The sequence below is a fragment of the Pseudomonas sp. WS 5532 genome, from assembly GCF_012985445.1.
In the GTDB taxonomy this organism is placed as follows: domain Bacteria; phylum Pseudomonadota; class Gammaproteobacteria; order Pseudomonadales; family Pseudomonadaceae; genus Aquipseudomonas; species Aquipseudomonas edaphica.
Genome location: NZ_JAAQWK010000013.1, coordinates 159,710 through 178,628, shown reverse-complemented (window position 1 = coordinate 178,628; position 18,919 = coordinate 159,710). Strand labels below are relative to the sequence as shown.

Genomic DNA, 18,919 nt, shown 5'->3' with positions numbered 1-18,919 from the left:
AGCACCCCATGAAACGCATCCTGATCATCGGCATTGGCGCCGGCAACCCTGACTACATCACGATGCAGGCCGTAAAGGCGCTGAACCGCACCGACGTGTTTTTTTTGATGGACAAGGGCCAGAGCAAAGACAAGTTGATCGACCTGCGCCGTGAGATCTGCGAAACCTACATCACCGAGCCCGGTTACCGTTTCGTCGAGGCCGACTGCCCCGAGCGCGTGCGCGGTGATATCGACTACACCACCGCCGTGCAGGACCTGAACCGCGACAAGCAGCTGACCTTCGAGCGCATGATCAACGAGCAAATGGCCGACGGTGAAGTGGGCGCTTTCCTGGCGTGGGGCGACCCTGCGCTGTACGACAGCACCATCCGCATCCTGCAGGCGATTCTGGCCAGCGGCCGTTGTGAGTTTGAGTTCGAAGTGATCCCCGGCATCACCAGCGTGCAGGCCCTGGCGGCTCAGCATAAGGTGGCGCTCAACCGTATCGGCCGCTCGATCGAGATCACCACCGGGCGCCGGCTGGCGGCGGGGCAGGCAAGTGATGCCGATACCTTGGTGGTGATGCTTGATGCCGAGGACTCCTACCGCACTGTGGCCGACCAGGATATGGATATTTACTGGGGAGCCTACCTGGGCACCCCGGATGAAATACTGATCAGCGGCAAAGTCAGTGAAGTGGCCGACGAAATCCAACGGGTGCGCAAGGCTGCGCGCCTGGAGAATGGCTGGATCATGGACACGTATCTGTTGCGCAAACCCTGAGGTTGATGCCCATGTTCAAACTGTTCGCCCTGACGCTGGCGTTAGTCGCCGGTGCCGCCCACGCCGATGATGCCTTGCACACGGACTTGCCGTTGGCCTACCTGGAGCAGACGCAAAGTGATGCGCGCAACCAACCCCTGGTGATCTTCCTGCACGGGTTTGGCAGCAACGAAGAAGACTTGTTTGGCATCAAGGACGCGTTGCCGTCCACCTGGACCTATTTGTCGGCCCGCGCGCCGATGCCGGTGGATCCCAATGGTTATCGCTGGTTTGCCAAGAAGCCCGGGGAGGGTGATTACGACGGCGAGACGGCGGATTTGCAGCGCAGCGCCCAGCTGATTGAAAACTTTGTCAGCAAGGCCACGGCCAAGTACCACACTCAAAGCGATCGGGTGTTCCTGGTGGGGTTCAGCCAGGGCGCGATCATGGCGTATGAGGTGGGTTTGCGAAAGCCTGCCATGGTGCGCGGGATTGCGGCGCTGAGTGGCAGCGTGTTGCCGGTGCTCAAGGCTGAGCTCAAGCCTGATGAGTCATTGAATAAGCTGGCGATTTTTATCGGCCATGGCACCTTGGACCAGGCGCTGCCGTATGCGTCGGCCACCCGCGCCAATGAGGTGTTGCTGGGGCTGGGGCTGAAGCCTGAGTTTCATGGGTATATGGGCATGCCGCATACCGTGAGCGCGGCTGAAATACAGGACCTCAAAGCCTGGCTGGAAAATAGTTTGAAGTAAAAACGCGGTTAAACAATGTGGGAGCAGGCAAGCCAGCTCCCACAGTTGATGTGTGTTGTTTGTTAAACCAGGTTACTTGCCGCCGGTAATCTGCTTCACCAGCTCAGCATGCCCCTTCACGTCATCCGCCCGCGAAATCGCCTGGATCACCAGCAGATGGTTGCCCGAACCGCCGAGGAATGTGGAGTTCAGGGTCTTGCCACCGCCTTGGGTCGCCGTACTGTCCACCTGGCGCAGGCCCAGGCCTTTGAAGGTCAGCTTCTTCTCGTTTTGCTTCTTGAAGTCGGGCAGGGCAGCGCTCTGGTCCTTGACGAAGTCCGCCACGGCACCATCGAGAAACTGCGGGTCATTGTCCTTGATGGTTGCCCCATCGTTGCGCACGGTTTCGGCGACGATCACGACACTTTTCGTGGTCGAGTTCGCGTACAGCGTGCCTTGGGTATCGGCGGTGCCATCCTCGACCTTGCCAGTCGGCAACGTGTCAGCGACGAAAGCCTTGGGCAGGTTGAAGGTGAACTTGCCGCCCAAGGTCGAGATGGTCTGGGTGGCAGGGGACTTGCTGGCGGCGAACACGCTACCGGCGGTAAGCGCAAGGGCCAGCAGGACGGCGGTCTTGGTGAAAGTGGCCATGAAACGCTCCAGGGATGAACGAAATTGCGGCGTATTCTGTCAGAAATTTCGCAATATCGTTCATCCCTAAGTTCACACCTTGTCGGACTCCTCTTGAAGCCGGTCCATCTCGAACAGCCGCGCCAGTTCCGTGCGGGCTTCCTGGGCCGATTGCAATACTTTGGCCGCGTCGTCATACACCGCGTGTTGAGCGGCGAGTAACTGGTGGTCGTGGTTTTTGAATCGATCAATGCGTGCATCGGCCTGGGCCTGGCTCAAGCCGAGGCCGACCAGGGTGCGACGGCTCATTTCCAGGCTGGAGTAGAAGGTCTCGCGCACCGGCGAGGCGTCCAGGTCGACCAGGCGGTGAACGTGCTGGCGGTTACGTGCGCGGGCGATGATTTTCATGTGCGGATAAAGGCTGCGCACCAGGGCGGCGGTCTTGATATTTATTTCCGGGTCGTCCATGGCGATCACAAAAAACTCGGCTTGGTCGACCTTGGCTGCATGCAGGATTTCCGGGCGCTGCGGGTCGCCGTAGAACACCGGCATGCCGCCGAAGCTGCGGGTCAGCTCGATGGTTTCCACCGAGGTGTCGAGGGCAATGAACGAGATGTTTTGCGCGCGCAGGATCCGCGCGACGATCTGGCCCATACGGCCCATGCCGGCGATCACCACGCGGGGCGCATCGCTTTCGATGGTGCGGTATTCCTCCGGCACCTCCACGGTCTTGGCCTTGTGTTTGAACAGCTTGGGGCACACCAGCAACAGCAGCGGCGTCACCGCCATCGACAAGGTGATGGTCAGCACCAGCACATCGTAAAGGTGCGGTTCGAACAGGCCCTGGTCGCGGCCGATCTTGAACACCACAAAGGCGAACTCACCGCCCGCCGCCAGCACGATACCGAGGCGCAAGGCGCTTTCGCGGTTGAGATCACCCACCAGCCGGCCCACGGCGTACAGCAGCGGCAGTTTCAGGCCGATCAGCAGCAAGGTCAGCCCGATCACCATCAACGGCGTGCTGAGCAGCAGGCTGAGGTTGGCGCCCATGCCCACGCTGATAAAAAACAGGCCCAGCAGCAGGCCCTTGAATGGCTCGATCTGCGATTCCAGCTCGTGGCGATATTCCGAATCGGCCAGCAGCAGCCCGGCGAGGAAGGCACCGAGGGCCATGGACACACCCACCAGTTCCATCAGCCACGCGGTGCCGATAACGACCAGCAGCGCGGTGGCGGTGGACACTTCGCGCAGGCCGGTCTTGGCGACGATGCGAAACACCGGGCGCAACAGGTAGCGCCCACCGATGATCACCACGGCGATGCTGCCCAGTATCTGCAGCACGTGTTGCACGCCCTGGGCTTCGGTCGTCGGGTGATCGCTGCCGGCCAGCAGCGGCACCATGGCGATCAGCGGGATCGCCGCGATGTCCTGGAACAGCAGGATGGCAAAGGCCAGGCGCCCGTGGGGCTGGTTGAGTTCCTTGCGTTCGGCCAGGCTTTGCAGGCCAAAGGCAGTGGAGGACAGCGCCAGGCCCAGGCCCAGCACGATTGCACTGTTCCACGGCTGACCAAATAGCCACAGCGCCGCCACGCCCATCACCACGCCGGTGAGCACCACCTGGGCCAGGCCGACGCCGAACACCGCCTTGCGCATCACCCATAAACGTTTGGGCGACAGCTCCAGGCCGATGATAAACAGCAGCAACACCACGCCCAGTTCAGAAAATTGCGCCACGCTCTGCGGGTTGCCCACCAGGCCCAGCACCGACGGGCCGATGATCACACCGGCAAACAGATAGCCCAGCACGGCGCCCAATTGCAGGCGCTTGGCCAAAGGCACGGTCAACACAGCGGCGAGCAGGAACACCACGGCTGCTTGTAACAGGTTGCCTTCATGGGGCATTGAGATCTCCCAGATCTTTAAAGCGAATCAACAGGGCGTTATTAGCGCCTTTTTTACATTTGGAAACTTGTATTTATGTCGCGACAGTCAATGGATGCTGGCTGTAATCCCATTCTGACAGGGAGTTTACGAAAGTATTAATACCATTTAATTCAATGACTTTTCTGTAGGTCTACTACCGTTTCGACAAATTGGATCAATTGTCACCACGGTCAGGTATCTCGAATTCGATGCGTGTGGATCAATAAAGTTGAGCTTGTACGCACCCATGGATGAAAGGCTTGGACCACAAGGAGTTGAGCGTGGATAAAAGACTTGCTACTGCCGTTGTACCTCGTATTTCTGCGCTTTCTCTTGCTATTCGCCTCGGCGTAGCGGGGCTGGTGATAGGCCTTGCAAGCCCCGAAGCGATGGCGGCCTGCTCGCCCGCAAGCCCCACGGCGGGTGCCACGGTGACGTGTACGGGGGTGCCGTCGTTACCGCTGTTTCTGAACACCTTCTCGAGTGCGGTGAATGACCTGACGGTCAACGTCAACCCTGGCGCGCAGCTCAACGCAACGTTGGGCGGCATTGCGTTGAACCTGACCGGTAACAACACCACACTGAACAACTCCGGCACCATCGACCCGGCGCTGCTCGGGTTTGTATCCGTGCTCAGTGGCGGTGTGGTGGTGGGCAATACCGCGGCCAGTACGGTGAATATCACCAACACGGCCACCGGGATCATCCGCGGTACCGGCGCACTGCTGGGGCTTAATCTGACTTCGTTGGGTGGTGCGGCGCTGAACGTCACGAATGGCGTCGGTGGCACCACCACCCTCACCAACGCCGGCACCCTCGGCTCCAGTTCGTTGCTGGGTCTTACGTTGTTTGCCTCTGACACGCCAGTGGTCGCCGTGCAAGGTGGCGGCCAGGTCAACATGACCAACAGTGGCACGCTCACCGGGCGGGTTGCCTTCGAGGCGTCCACTTTGGGTAATACCTTCGTCAACAGCGGGACCATTTCCGGCGGCGTGTCGATGGGAGCAAACAGCACCAACACCTTTACGGCGGTGACCGGGTCGAGCGTGTCCTCGGGTGGCGGTATCGGCTTGAGCCTCGGCGGCCTGTTGGGCGTAAACCTGACGTTTGCCCCCACCGGCCAGGTGGATGGCGGCGCAAACGGCAGCAACACCTTGATCCTGCAAAACCCCGGCGCCACCGGCAGCAGCGGCACTGGCACGGCGTCCAGCGCCACCTATGTCAACTTCAACAACCTGACCATCAACGGCGGCACCTGGACGCTGCAGGGGCCGTTGGTCAGCGGCAGCACAACGCTCAATGGTGGCATTTCGCAGTTCGATAACAGTGCGACGTTCGGTACTGGGGCAATCACCGCCAATGGCGGGGTTATCGAGGCAACGGCCAATAACCTGACGCTGGCTAACCTGCTCACGCTGGGCACCGGCGGGTTGACCGTCCAGGGCGCCAATACCGGGCTGACCCTGGGCGGCGTGCTCTCGGGCACCGGCGGCTTGACCAAGGCGGGCACGGGTCAACTGATCCTCAATGCCGCTAACACTTACACCGGCGCCACCACGCTGTCCGGCGGTTCGGTGCAGTTGGGCAATGACCTGGCGCTGAGCAGCGGCGCTGTCACCGTCACGGCCGCATCGACTTTGCAGGCGCCTGGCACAGTCAGCCTTGCCAACACGTTCACGCTTAACGACAACCTGACGACCGATGTGGCCGGTACGCTGAGCCTGAACGGCGCCATTACCGGCAACGGTGGGCTTACCCAGAGCGGCGCGGGCAGCCTGACGCTCAATGGCGTCAACACCGGCTTCAGCGGCGCCACCAACCTGGGCGCCGGCACCCTGGTGCTGGGCAATAACAATGCCCTGGGCAGCGGCAACCTGAATGTGACAGGTACTGCCAACCTGGACACCAGTGGCGCCTCATTACTGAACAACAATGTCGTCTTGACCGGCGATCTCAGCCTGCTCAACGCCAACCCACTGACCCTGAGCGGCGTGATGTCCGGCGTCGGCGGCCTGACCAAAACCGGCGCGGGCCTGCTGACCCTGGCCGGTAACAACACCCGCAGCGGTGTAACGTCGCTGAATGCCGGCGGCTTGTTGCTCAGCACCAACACCGCCCTGGGGACGGGCGCGCTGAATACGGCTGCGGGCACTTCGCTGGACGCCACGACGGCGGTGACCCTCGCCAACGCGGTCAACCTGGCCGGCAACCTGGGCATTGGCGGCACCGCCGACCTGACGCTGGCCGGTACGATCAATGGCGCTGGCAGCCTGACCAAAAACGGCGCCGCCAATCTAGTGCTCAACGGCGTCAACAACTTCCTGGGCGGCACCACGCTCAATTCGGGCACCCTGACGGCGGGCTCCAACTCAGCCCTGGGTCTGGGTAACTTGACCGTTGGCGGCGCGTCGACGCTGGACAGCAGCGGGGCATTCAGCCTAGGCAACAACGTTGTGCTCAACGCCGGGTTGACGGCCGGCGGTACCAATAACCTGACCCTGGCGGGTGTGCTCAGTGGGGCAGGGCCGCTGACCAAAAGTGGCCTGGCCAACCTGACCCTCAACGGCAACAACACCTTCAGCGGCGGCACCAACCTCAATGCAGGGACCTTGACCCTGGGCAACGCCAATGGCCTGGGCAGCGGCGCCTTGACCGTCGGCGGTGCGGCGACCCTGGACACCAGCGCGTCCTTTGGCATCGGCAATGCCATTGCGCTGAATGCTGACCTTACGGTCGCCGGCAACAACGACCTGAGCCTGAACGGCGTGGTCAGCGGCGCTGGCAACCTGATCAAAAATGGCTTGTCCGACCTGACCCTGGCCGGCAACAACACCTTCACCGGCGCCGTGAACGTGGTCTCCGGCAGCCTGACGTTGCTCAATGCCAATGCCTTGGGCAGCACTTCCGGGGTTAACGTGAGTGCGGGCGCCGGGGTCAACCTGGCCACCGACGTCAGCCTGGCCGGCTTGAGCGGCAGCGGTAGCGTGCAACTGAGTGGCGCCAACAACTTGACCGTTGGCGGGGTCAACACCACCAGTACGTTTGATGGTGATTTGAGTGGCGCTGGCGGGCTGATCAAGGTCGGCACCGGCACTCTCAACCTTACCGGCATCAATGGCGTCACTGGCAACACGGCGATCAATGCAGGCACCTTGAACCTCAGTGGTTCCCTGGCCAGCGCCCAGGTCAATGTCAACAACGGCGGTACGCTGACCGGTACCGGTTCGTTATTGGGCGCGTTGAACGTCAATAACGGCGGCCATTTGGCCTTGAGCAGCGGCAATACCTTGTCAGCCGGTGCACTGAACATGGTCGCGGGTGGCAACCTGGATGTTGCCCTCGGTGCGCCATCCCTCACTTCCTTGCTCAATGTCGGCGGTAACGTGGCGCTCGCCGGCAACCTGAACGTCACCGATGCCGGTGGTTTTGGCGCGGGCACTTATCGCCTGATCAACTACACCGGCGGCCTGACCGGTGGCCTGACGGTAGCCGGTGTTCCCGTGGGTTATGGCCTCGGCGATCTGCTGGTACAAACCTCGGTCGGCAACCAGGTCAACCTGGTGGTGTCGGCGCCCAATATCCGCTTCTGGGACGGCAGCCAAGCTATCGCCAACGGCGTGGTGGATGGCGGCACGGGCGCCTGGACCGCCGGCGGTACCAACTGGACGTCCGCCGACGGCTTGACCAACTCTCCTTGGTCCAGTGGCTTTGCGGTGTTCACCGGTGCTGCCGGTACGGTCACCGTGCAAGGCCCGCAAGCCTTTACCGGCCTGCAGTTTGTCACCGACGGCTACAGCCTGGTCAGCGGCGCAGGCGGGCAATTGACTGCGATCAATGGCGGCAGTGGCAATGTATCGATGCGTGTAGATCCGGGCGCAACCGCGACCGTCGGGGTCAATATCGATGGCGCCGGCACCTTGAACAAGCTCGACACCGGCACCCTGGTGCTCAACGGCGCCAACACCTATACCGGTGGCACCTTGCTCAATGGCGGCGCGCTTATCGTCGGTAGCAACACTGCACTGGGCGGCGGCCTGTTGACGACAGCGGCCGGGACGACACTGGACAGTAATGCTGCCATCACCTTGGGCAACACGGTGCTCTTGAACGGCGACACCACTGTCGCGGGCGGCAACGCGCTGACCCTTAATGGCGGGATCAGCGGCGTTGGCGGCCTGATCAAAAACGGCGCGGCCACTTTGACCCTGGGCGCAAGTAACACTTTCCTCGGGCCTGTGGCCTTGAACGCGGGTGGGCTGATCCTGGCCGCCAACAATGCCTTGGGCGCTGGCGCGTTGAATGCGGCTGGCGGCACGACACTGGATGCCAGTGCGGCGGTCACTGCCAATAACGCGATCAACCTGGCAGGCAACCTGGGTATAGGCGGCACGGCTGACCTGACCTTGGGCGGTGCAATCAATGGTGCTGGCAGCCTGACGAAAAATGGCGCAGCCAACCTGATCCTCAATGGTGCTAATACCTACCTCGGCGGCATGACGCTGAACGCGGGCACATTGACCCTGGGCAATAACCTCGCGCTGGGCCTGGGCAACCTGACGGTGGGGGGTGCATCGACGCTCGATAACAGCAGCGCGCTGAGCATCGGCAATGGTGCTGTGCTGAACGCTGCGTTGACGGTGGCTGGCAACAATGACCTGACCCTGGGAGGCCTGCTCACGGGCACCGGCGCGCTGGTCAAGGATGGCGCGGCCAACCTGACCCTCAATGGCCTCAATGCCTACAGCGGTGGAACGACCGTCAATGCGGGTACCTTGACCCTGGGCACCGCGACAGCCCTCGGGACGGGCGCCTTGACGGTGGGCGGCGCGGCCAACCTAAACAATGGCACGCCACTGGTGCTGGCCAATGCGGTCAACGTCAATGCCAACCTGACGGTGGGCAGCCTGAATAACAACCTGACGCTGGCGGGTGTGGTGGGGGGGAGCGCCAATCTGATCAAAACCGGCACTGGCGACCTGGCCCTGACTGGCAACAACACCTTCTCCGGCCTGCTCGATGTGCAAGCAGGCAGCCTTACCACCGTGGGTAATGGCGCGCTGGGCGCAGGCGCCGGGGTCAACCTGGGCAGTGGTACGCAATTGAACCTGGGTGGCTCGGCCAGCCTGGGTGAACTCACCGGCAACGGCGTGGCCGTTGTTGGCACCGGCAGCACCTTGAGTGTCGGCAGCAATAACCTCGACAGCACGTTCGGCGGCGTACTCGCCGGGTTGGGCGGTCTCAACAAAATCGGCAGCGGTGCCTTGACCCTCGGCGGCCTCAGCGTGTTGACCGGTGACACCCAGGTCAACGCCGGCAGCCTGCTGGTCAACGGCGCGCTGGCCAGTACCAACGTGAACGTGGCTAATGGCGCCACCCTCGGCGGCACCGGCACCCTGGTGGGGGCCGTCAACATTGCCGACGGTGGCCACCTGGCCGTCAACTCGGGCAACACCCTGACAGTCGGCTCGTTGGTGCTCAATACCAACTCCAACCTCGATGCCGGGCTCGGTGCCCCGTCTACCGGCGGCACGGCGCTGATTCATGTGGGCGGTAACCTGACCCTGGATGGCACGCTGAATGTCAGCGATATCGGTGGCTTCGGCCCCGGTATCTACCGGTTGATCGACTACACCGGCGGCCTGACCAATAACGGCCTGCAGCTGGGCAGCCTGCCGGTGAATATCCCGGCCACCGACCTGGACCTGCAAACAGCAATCGGCAACCAGATCAACCTGCTGGTCAACGGCAACACCACCGTGCAGTTCTGGGACGGTAGCCAAACCACCGGTAATGGCAGCATCGAGGGCGGCAGCGGTACCTGGACAAGTGGCGCCACCAACTGGACAGGCGTCAACGGTTCGTTCAACGCCGCCTGGGCGCCAAACAGCTTTGCGGTCTTCCAGGGCGCGGCGGGTACTGTCAGCGTGGACGGCGCCCAAGCGATTACCGGTCTGCAATTTGTCACCGACGGCTACAACGTGGTCGGCGGCACGGCGGGGGCCTTGACCTTGTTCAACGGCACCGGCGGCAACACTGCCGTGCGCGTTGACCCGAATGCCACCGCGACCCTGGGCGTCACCCTCAATGGCGGCGGTACTCTGGCCAAGCTGGATGCGGGCACCTTGGTGCTCAATGGCGCCAATACCTACACCGGCGGCACCGCGCTCAATGGCGGTACGTTGGTGGTCGGCAATAACAGTGCGTTGGGCAGCGGTGCGTTGACCGCGTCCAATGGCACCACCCTGGACAGCAATGCCGCTGTCAGCCTGGCCAATGATGTGAACGTCAACGGCACGCTGACAGTCGGCGGCAGCAACGCGCTGACCCTGGCCGGCACCGTGGCCGGCACCGGTAGCCTGATCAAAAACGGCATCGCCAGCCTGACCTTGAGTGGCAACAACACCTATGCAGGGCCGACTGCATTGAACGCCGGCGGGTTGATCCTGGCCTCTAACACTGCGCTGGGCACCGGCGCGCTGAATGCGGCGGCAGGCACCACGCTCGATACCAGCAGTGCAGTCACCCTGGCAAATGCCGTGAACCTGGCGGGCAACCTGGGCATTCTCGGCAGCGCCGACCTGACCCTTGATGGGCTGGTCACCGGGGCTGGCAGCCTGGCTAAAAGTGGGGCGGGCAACCTGACACTCAACGGCAACAATGCTTACCTCGGCGGTACGCAGTTGAACGCAGGTGGCTTGGTACTGGGCAATGGTTCGGCACTTGGCACCGGCAGCCTGGCCGTCAACGGCGCAGCGACGCTGGATACCAGTGCCGCAGTGGCGCTGGCCAATAACACCACGCTCAATGCTGCGCTGACCGTGGTTGGCAGCAACGACCTGGCGCTTGGCGGTGTGGTTGATGGCACCGGATCGCTGATCAAGAACGGCACTGCCAACCTGACCCTCAACGGCGCCAATACCTACAGCGGCGGCACCACCCTCGCGGCCGGTACGCTGACTGTCGGCAATGCCACGGGCTTGGGTTCCGGCGCCTTGACCGTCAATGGAGCAAGTACGTTGGACAACAGCGTGCCGCTGGTACTGGCGAACGCCGTCAACTTGAATGCCGACCTCAGTGTGGCCGGTAACAACAACCTGACCCTGGCGGGTGTGTTGGCCGGCAATGCGGCGCTGATCAAAAATGGCGCGGCGGACTTGCTGCTCAGTGGTAACAACACCTTCACCGGTCCACTCAATGTGCTCGGCGGCAGTGTGACCACTACAGGTAACGCGGCCTTGGGCAACACCTCCGGCGTCAACGTCGGCAGCGGTGCCAGCCTCAACCTGGGTGGCAATGCCAGCCTCAATACCCTGACCGGTACCGGCGCGATTCAAGTGGCGGGCGGCAGCACGCTGGCGGTGGGTGGCAGCAACCTCGACAACACCTTCGCAGGCACGCTCAACGGTGCCGGTAACCTGGATAAAAACGGCACCGGCGTGCTCAACCTGAGCGGCACCAATGGGATCAGCGGCGCGGCCAACGTCAATGGCGGCACTTTAAATGTGAGCGGCTCACTGGCCAGTGGCACGGTGGCGGTGAACAACGGCGCGACGCTGGCCGGTACTGGCTCATTAGCGGGTGCGGTGACGGTGGCTGATGGCGGGCACATCGGCCTGAACGCCGGCAGCACGCTGTCGGTGGGCTCGTTGGTGCTGGGTAATAACGCCAACCTGGACGTCGGCCTCGGCGTGCCGGTGGTGGGCGGTGGCAGCGGGCTGCTGAATGTCGGCGGCGATCTGACCTTGGGCGGCAAACTCAACGTCACCGATATCGGCGGCTTTGGCAGCGGCGTCTACAACATCATCAACTACGGCGGGGCACTCACCAATAATGGCCTGGCCCTTGGCAGTTTGCCGGGCAGTGTGATTCCGGGCGATGTGCAAGTGCAGACGGCCATCAGCAACAAGGTCAACCTGCTGGTGACTGCGCCCAATACCACCGTGCAGTTCTGGGACGGCGCCAACCTGATCGGCAACGGCGCCATCGACGGCGGCAACGGCACCTGGGGCACTGGCACCACCAACTGGACCAACGTTGACGGCACCCTCAACCAGAACTGGAACAACAGCTTTGCAGTGTTCCAGGGCGCGGCGGGTAACGTGACCGTGGAGGGCACGCAAAACCTCACCGGCATGCAGTTCGTCACCGATGGCTACAACCTGGCCTCCGGCACGGCGGGCGTGCTCAACCTGGTGAATGGCGGCACCGGCAACACGGCGATCCGTGTCGACCCGAACGCCACCGCAACGTTGGGCGTCACGCTCGGTGGTGCTGGCACCCTGGCCAAACTCGACACTGGCACCTTGGTGCTTAACGGCACCAATACCTACACCGGCGGCACTGCGCTCAATGGCGGCACGCTGGTGGTCGGCAATAACAGCGCGCTGGGCAGTGGCGCACTGACGGCGGCCGACGGCACCACCCTGGACAGCAACGCGGCCGTCACACTCGGCAACGCTGCGGTACTCAATGGTGCACTGGCCATCGGCGGCAGCAATGCGCTGACGCTTAACGGCAGTATCAGCGGCAATGGCAGCCTGCTGAAAAAAGGCGCGGCAACCCTGACGCTCAACGGCGCCAACACCTACAGTGGCGGCACCGGCCTGAACGCCGGGCAACTGACCCTGGGCAATAACGCCGCATTGGGCAGCGGCGCGCTCACCGTCGGCGGCGCTGCGGCGCTGGATGGCAGCACCGACCTGCAACTGGCCAACGCCATCAGCCTGAGTGGGCCGCTGACCCTGGTCGGCAGCAATGCACTAGCGCTTAACGGCGTGGTCAGCGGCACCGGCAGCCTGGTGAAAAACGGCAACGGTGCGCTGCTGTTGACCGGCGCCAACACCTACAGCGGTGGCACCACCCTTAACGGCGGCACCACCACCGGCAACACCAACAGCTTGCAAGGCGCGATTGCCAACAATGCGGCCCTGACCTTCGAGCAAGGCACCGATGGCACCTACACCGGCAACCTTACCGGCGCAGGCGTGCTGAATAAAACCGGCACCGGCGCGTTGCTGTTGACTGGCAACAACACCTTGACCGGCAACACCAACGTCAACGCCGGCAGCTTGCTGGTCAACGGCACCTTGAACAGCGCAGCGGTGCAGGTAGCCAGCGGCGCGACCCTTGGCGGCAGCGGCAGCCTGGGCGGTGCTGTGACGATGGCCGATGGCTCGACCCTCAAGGCCGGGGCGGCGACGCCGCTGTCGGTGGGTTCGCTGGCGTTGTCGTCGGGCACTGCCCTGGACTTCGCCCTCGGCGCGCCTGGCGCATCCACCACGGCGGTGAATGTGGCGGGCAACCTGACCCTTGATGGCACGCTCAACGTTACCGATGCCGGGGGCTTCGGCCTCGGCGTTTATCAACTGTTCCGCTACGGCGGCGCGTTGACCGACAACGGCCTGACCCTCGGCTCGCTGCCGGTCGGCGTGGGTAATCTGAGCCTGCAAACGGCGCTGGCCAACCAACTGAACCTGCTGGTGCAAACCACGCCGGGGCAAATCCAGTTCTGGAACGGTGGCACCACCAACCCTGACGGCACTATCACCGGCGGCAGTGGTACCTGGGGCCCAGGCACCAACTGGACCGATCCAACCGGTACCCAGGGCCAGGCGTCAAATAACCAGTTTGCCGTGTTCGGCGGGCAGGGCGGTACGGTCACCGTGGTCGGTAACCAAGGCTTTACTGGCCTGCAATTCCTTGACCCTGGTTACACGCTGACGGCAGGCGCAGGTGGGACCTTGTCGCCAACCGGTGCCGCAGTGGTGCGTGTCAATTCGGGCGTCACTACCGAAGTGGCTGCGCCAATCGTGGGGGCCGGGTCGATCAACAAACTTGACGCCGGCACCTTGCTGTTGACCGGCGCCAACACCTATTCCGGTGGCACGACCGTCAGTGGCGGTACGCTGGCCGGTAACACGCTGAGCTTGCAGGGTCGCATCCTCAACAATGCGCAACTGTTGTTTGTCCAACCCACTAACGGCACCTTTAATGGTGTATTGAGCGGAACCGGCAGCATTACCAAACAAGGCGCCGGCGCGCTGTTGCTGACCGGCAACCAGCCATTCAGCGGCACGGTGGCGGTGGACCAGGGCGTACTGCAAGTCGGCAACGCGGCCAACCCAGGCGCGGTGTTTGGTGGGCAGGTGACCGTCGCCAACGGTGCAGGCCTGACCGGCAACGGCAGCGTCGGCGCGTTGGTCAACAACGGCAGCGTCACACCTGATAACGGTAAGCTGACGGTGGCCGGTAACTTCACTAATGGCAGTACCGGCGCGTTGAACCTGCTCATCACCCCATCGTCGACCGGCTCCCTGGCCGTTGGGGGTACTGCGAACCTGGGCGGCACGTTGAATGTGGTCAACCTGGCGCCGTACGCCGGCCCGGCCACCTACACGCTGCTCACGGCGGGTGCAGTGAACGGCACCTTCGGCACCACCAATCTGGAGAACCTGGCATTCCTCAATACCGCGTTGAACTACAGCCCTACTCAGGTGGCGCTGGCGGTTAGCCGCAACAACGTCAGCTACGCCAGCGTGGCAGCCACTGGTAACCAACGTGGCGTGGCCGCCGCGTTGGACAGCGGTGCCGCGGTGGGTGGCGCAACGGTGCAGAACGCGCTGCTCAACTCCAATGTTGCCGGGGCGCGCGCCGCGTTCGACAGCTTGTCCGGGGAGATTCATGCCAGCACCGCCAGCGCCATGCTCGAAGATTCGCGTTACGTGCGTGACGCAGTCAACGAGCGCCTGCGTCAGCCCGGCTGCTACCGCGAAGATGACCCACGCAACAGCCTGGCACCCAGCGAAAACCGCCTGAGCAGCGCCGGTTGCCACGGCGAGATGGTCGGCTGGATGCGTGTGTTGGGCACCTGGGGCCACATGGGCGGCGACAGCAACACCGCCAAGCTGGACCGCAACCTCGGCGGCTTCCTGCTCGGCACCGACAAACAAGTGGATGACGCCTGGCGCGTCGGTGTGGCCGCCGGCTACACCCGCAGCGACCTGGACGCCAAGCGCCGCAGCTCCAGCGCCGACGTCGACAGCTACCACTTGATGGCCTACACCGCGTACCAGCAGGAAGCCTTCGCCGCTCGCATGGGCGTGGCATACAGCTGGCACGACATCGAAAGCAAACGCGATGTGGCCGTAGGCGGCGTGGGGCAACGCCTCAAAGCCGACTACAAAGCGCGCAGCGCGCAAGTGTTCGGTGAAGTGGGCTACACCATTGAAACCGGCAAAGTGGTAGTAGAACCGTTCGCCGGCCTGGCTTACGTCAACTACGACAGCGACACGATCAAGGAGAAAGGCGGTTCGGCGGCCCTGCGCGGTGATGCCGATCAGGACGTGACCTTCTCGACCCTGGGCGTGCGCATCGGCCAGACCATCACCTTGGGTAACGGCTCGAAAATCACCCCACGGGGCAGCATCGGCTGGCGTCATGCCTTTGGCGACACCAAGCCGGATGCCGACCTGAGCTTTATCAACGGCGGTGCATCGTTCAGCACCCAAGGTGTGCCGATCGCCAAGGACAGCGCGGTGGTGGAGGCGGGCGTGGACTACCAGATCAGTCAGAATGGCAAGTTGGGCCTGGGCTATTCCGGCCAACTGTCGCGCAACGATAAAGACCATGCGATGACGATCAGCTTCTCCCTCGGTTTCTGATCAAAGCCGAGTATTTTTAACCGCCCGAAAGGGCGGTTTTTTTTTGGAAATATTTCTTAACGCTATTCGATGGTTTGCCAATAGGGCAGGGTTGTTGCTCAGCGTCTGGTCAGAAGGATGTACAAACAATTTCCCCTGGAACCCGGCTGGTAATGCAGTCTTTTCTGAATCTAAAGTATGCCCTTGAGTTTATATTCCTTAGGTGGCATATTCGCATGGATTGGGACGTTGAATACACGGATGAATTCGCAGAATGGTGGGATGAACTGGGCGCAAAGGAGCAAGTCTCCGTGTCCGCCAGCGTAGATCTGCTGGGGCTTTTCGGGCCTGGCCTGGGCTTCCCCCATACCAGTGATATCAAGGGTTCCCGGCATGGCAACCTGCGGGAACTGCGGGTCCGGCACGCCGGCCGGCCCTATCGAGTGCTGTATGCATTTGATCCCCGGCGCTGCGCTGTCCTGCTGATCGGCGGCGATAAAGCCGCACACCCCAGGTGGTACGAGGTGCATGTGCCCTTGGCCGAAAATGTGTACGACATCCATTTGCAAACATTGCGTAAAGAGGCCCGTCACCATGGCTAAAAAATTCGCTGAACTTCAAGCGCGCATGACCCCGCAGTCGCGTGCCGAAGCCGAGCAGCTGTTCCGCCAGCACCTCAAGGAAATGCCCCTGCATGAGCTGCGCAAGGCCCAGCAACTGAGCCAGGAAAGCCTGGCCAAGGCGTTGAATATCAACCAGGCAGCGGTTTCCAAGATGGAGCGGCGTACCGACATGTACATCAGCACGCTGCGTGACTACATCCGGGCAATGGGCGGCGAGTTGGAAATCATCGCGACCTTCCCGGATGGCCAGGTCAAGATCGACAACTTCGCTCACTAAGTCACAGTGGACCACCCCGATGAATCAGCTCCTGGCCATGCGCGCCTTCGTCCGTGTTGTCGATACCGGTTCATTCAGCCGTGCATCCGACCAGTTGGCGCTGCCATGCTCTACCGTCAGCAAACTCATCACTGACCTGGAAAGACACCTGGGTACCCAGCTGATGCACCGAACCACCCGCGCCCTGGCGCCCACGCTTGAAGGGCTGGAGTATTACCGCCATGCGCGACGGCTGGTGGCTGAGCTGGATGAAGTGGACAGCGCCGCACGCGGGCAGATCCTCAAGCCCGGCGGGCACCTGCGCGTGGATGCACCGGCCTCGTTTGCCAATTGCCTGTTGATTCCGGCGTTGGTGGACTTTCATCGTGAGTACCCCGATATCACCATCGCCTTGGGCATCAGCGACCGTGCGGTGAATATTGTCGGGGAGGGCGCCGATTGCGTGATCCGTGCTGGCAAGCTGGAAGACATGGCGATGATCGGGCGCAAGGTGGCGGACCTTGAATACCTGACCTGTGCGGCACCCAGTTACGTGGCGCGCCGGGGTTTGCCGGTTTCGCCCGAAGACCTTGTAAACAACCACCTCAGGGCCGGGTATTTTTTTGCTGGGTCGGGCAAGCCGGAGCCGCTGATTTTTGAGCAGGGCCAGCAACGTATCGAGGTCAACGACTGCGCTTTTTCGACTAACGAAGGCAACGGCCTCAAGGAAATGCTGCTCGCGGGCCTTGGTGTGGGTCAGCACTTTAAGTCGATCGTGCAGCACTACCTCGATACCGGCCAGTTGGTTGAGGTGCTGCCGGGTTGGTCGCGCCCGGCCACGCCATTGCATATCCTCTACCCACCTAACCGTCATCAGAGTGCGCGGCTCAAGGTCTTTACCGAGTGGGTGATCCGCACGTTTGGGGTCAGGGAATAATCGCGGTTACGCGTATCTCCACGCGCATGGTTGGCAGTCCCAGGGCCTCGACGCCGACTTGCGTCCAGATCGGCGCATGGTGGGGCATGTAGCGCCGGTATTGCTGGACCATCGCTTCGTTGACCTCAGGTGCAAACCCACCGACGTGGTAGGAGTTTATGTGAATCACATGCTCCCAACCCGCGCCGGCGGTGGCCAGGGTTCGGTCCAGGTTGTGAAACGCCTGGGCGATTTCTTCACTGAGGTCGGCGGGGATCTGGAACTCATCGTCCCAGCCGCCCTGGCCTGACGTTTCCACGCGGTTACCGATTTTCACTGCTTGGGAATAGTGCAGGTGTTCGCGCATGGTATCGCCGTAGCCTGGGGTGACAAAAAATTCGGGCGTGCTCATGGTATTTCCTCGGTTGAGTACAAGACCCGATGGATGCTAATAGAGCGAATACTCGAACAAAATCCCGAGTTCCTGCCATGACTATCTACCGGTATGCACAATCGGTTTGCGATAAAGCCCGACTGCCAAGCCGCTGATAATCACTGCGATAAAGACCAGATTGGCTGTGGAAACACGCTCGCCCAGTATCAACATCGAACTGGCAATCCCGAACACCGGGATCAATAGCGACAGCGGCGCTACCGTGGACACGGGGTACGCCTTGAGCAACGTGTTCCAGCCCCAGTAAGCAAAGTGCGTGGCCAGGTAAACCTGAAACAGCAGCGACCACACGGCGGTGAGGTCGAGGTTGGCGGGGAGGCTTACGAACGCACCGTCGCCGTGCACCCACCAGGCCATCAGGAACAGCGGGATTGGCGGAAACAGGCTGGCCCAGACCATGAACGAAAAGATTTCTTTAACCCCCGACGTCTTGATGATGACGTTGCCGATGCTCCACGCCAGTGCGCTGAACACGATCATCAGCACGCCGAGCGCAGCGTGTTCGCCTTGCTGGTTGGCGATGATCCCGGTTAGTCCGATCAACGCGAGAAAGGCCCCGGCCCACTGCGCGCCGCGAATTTTCTCCTTGAATAGCACGCAGCCCCAACCCAGGGTGAAAAACACGCTGAGCTGGATGAGCAATGAGGCAATCCCCGGGCTCACCCCAAGCTGGATGCCATAGTTGATCACACCCCACATGCCCAGCCCGAAGATCACGCCATAGGCCGCTACATAACCGAATGGCACGGCGGGGCGCTTGATGACGAACACCAGGGGCAAGGCGGCGAGGGCGAAGCGCAGGCCGGTGAGTAAAAAAGGGTCGATGGCCCGCAGGCCCAGTTTGGTAATGGGAAAATTCAGCCCCCAGGCCAGCGTGACCAACAGGGCAAGTGCCAGGTGTTTCTTGTGCATGGACGTTCCTTCGAACCGGTTGCTTCAAAGGGGTGAAGGTTAGAGCTCGGGCGTATGGCCCGCTTGCTATGCCAGGTCATACTTTGACAAGA

10 protein-coding genes are annotated in these 18,919 nt (G+C 62.1%); 6 read left to right on the top strand and 4 right to left on the bottom strand.

The features are described from left to right. Positions 1-8 precede the first annotated feature (8 nt). Entirely contained in the window at positions 9-764 is a 756-nt protein-coding gene (cobF, locus tag HBO23_RS21820; protein ID WP_017139636.1) for a precorrin-6A synthase (deacetylating), read from the top strand. An 11-nt stretch (positions 765-775) separates the two neighbouring features. Next, positions 776-1,495, top strand: a complete 720-nt coding sequence (locus tag HBO23_RS21815) for a dienelactone hydrolase family protein (RefSeq protein WP_170039713.1) — start codon at positions 776-778, stop codon at positions 1,493-1,495. 72 nt (positions 1,496-1,567) lie between these two features. On the opposite strand, the gene HBO23_RS21810 is transcribed toward HBO23_RS21815, so the two are convergent. Together HBO23_RS21810 and HBO23_RS21805 are read right to left on the bottom strand one after the other, a co-directional pair. After that, the gene (locus HBO23_RS21810; protein ID WP_017139634.1) at positions 1,568-2,125 is read right to left on the bottom strand and encodes a hypothetical protein; all 558 of its coding nucleotides are present in this window, start codon (positions 2,123-2,125) and stop codon (positions 1,568-1,570) included. Between the two features lie 72 nt (positions 2,126-2,197). Next, a complete protein-coding gene (locus HBO23_RS21805; RefSeq protein WP_017139633.1) occupies positions 2,198-4,006 on the bottom strand; it encodes a monovalent cation:proton antiporter-2 (CPA2) family protein in 1,809 nt (602 codons plus the stop codon). A gap of 302 nt (positions 4,007-4,308) precedes the next feature. Between HBO23_RS21805 and HBO23_RS21800 the strand changes: the two genes are divergently transcribed. The 4 genes from HBO23_RS21800 to HBO23_RS21785 all read left to right on the top strand — a co-directional run bounded on the left by HBO23_RS21800 (position 4,309) and on the right by HBO23_RS21785 (position 17,482). Beyond that, positions 4,309-15,687: an autotransporter-associated beta strand repeat-containing protein gene (locus HBO23_RS21800; protein ID WP_170039711.1), complete on the top strand. Its 11,379-nt coding sequence runs from the start codon at positions 4,309-4,311 to the stop codon at positions 15,685-15,687. Between the two features lie 215 nt (positions 15,688-15,902). Further along, a complete protein-coding gene (locus tag HBO23_RS21795; protein ID WP_080593813.1) occupies positions 15,903-16,268 on the top strand; it encodes a type II toxin-antitoxin system RelE/ParE family toxin in 366 nt (121 codons plus the stop codon). After that, a complete protein-coding gene (locus HBO23_RS21790; RefSeq protein ID WP_017139630.1) occupies positions 16,261-16,566 on the top strand; it encodes an XRE family transcriptional regulator in 306 nt (101 codons plus the stop codon). The genes HBO23_RS21795 and HBO23_RS21790 overlap by 8 nt, the downstream gene beginning before the upstream one ends. A gap of 19 nt (positions 16,567-16,585) precedes the next feature. Next, complete coding sequence (locus tag HBO23_RS21785; protein WP_170039709.1) at positions 16,586-17,482, top strand: LysR family transcriptional regulator; 897 nt, start codon at positions 16,586-16,588, stop codon at positions 17,480-17,482. On the opposite strand, the gene HBO23_RS21780 is transcribed toward HBO23_RS21785, so the two are convergent. Together HBO23_RS21780 and HBO23_RS21775 are read right to left on the bottom strand one after the other, a co-directional pair. Next, entirely contained in the window at positions 17,472-17,873 is a 402-nt protein-coding gene (locus HBO23_RS21780) for a RidA family protein (RefSeq protein ID WP_170039707.1), read from the bottom strand. The two genes, HBO23_RS21785 and HBO23_RS21780, sit on opposite strands and share 11 nt — an antisense overlap. Positions 17,874-17,954: 81 nt before the next feature. Beyond that, positions 17,955-18,827 carry an amino acid metabolite efflux pump gene (locus tag HBO23_RS21775; protein ID WP_017139627.1) on the bottom strand — a complete coding sequence of 291 codons (873 nt, stop codon included), beginning with the start codon at positions 18,825-18,827 and terminating at the stop codon, positions 17,955-17,957. Positions 18,828-18,919: the final 92 nt, after the last annotated feature.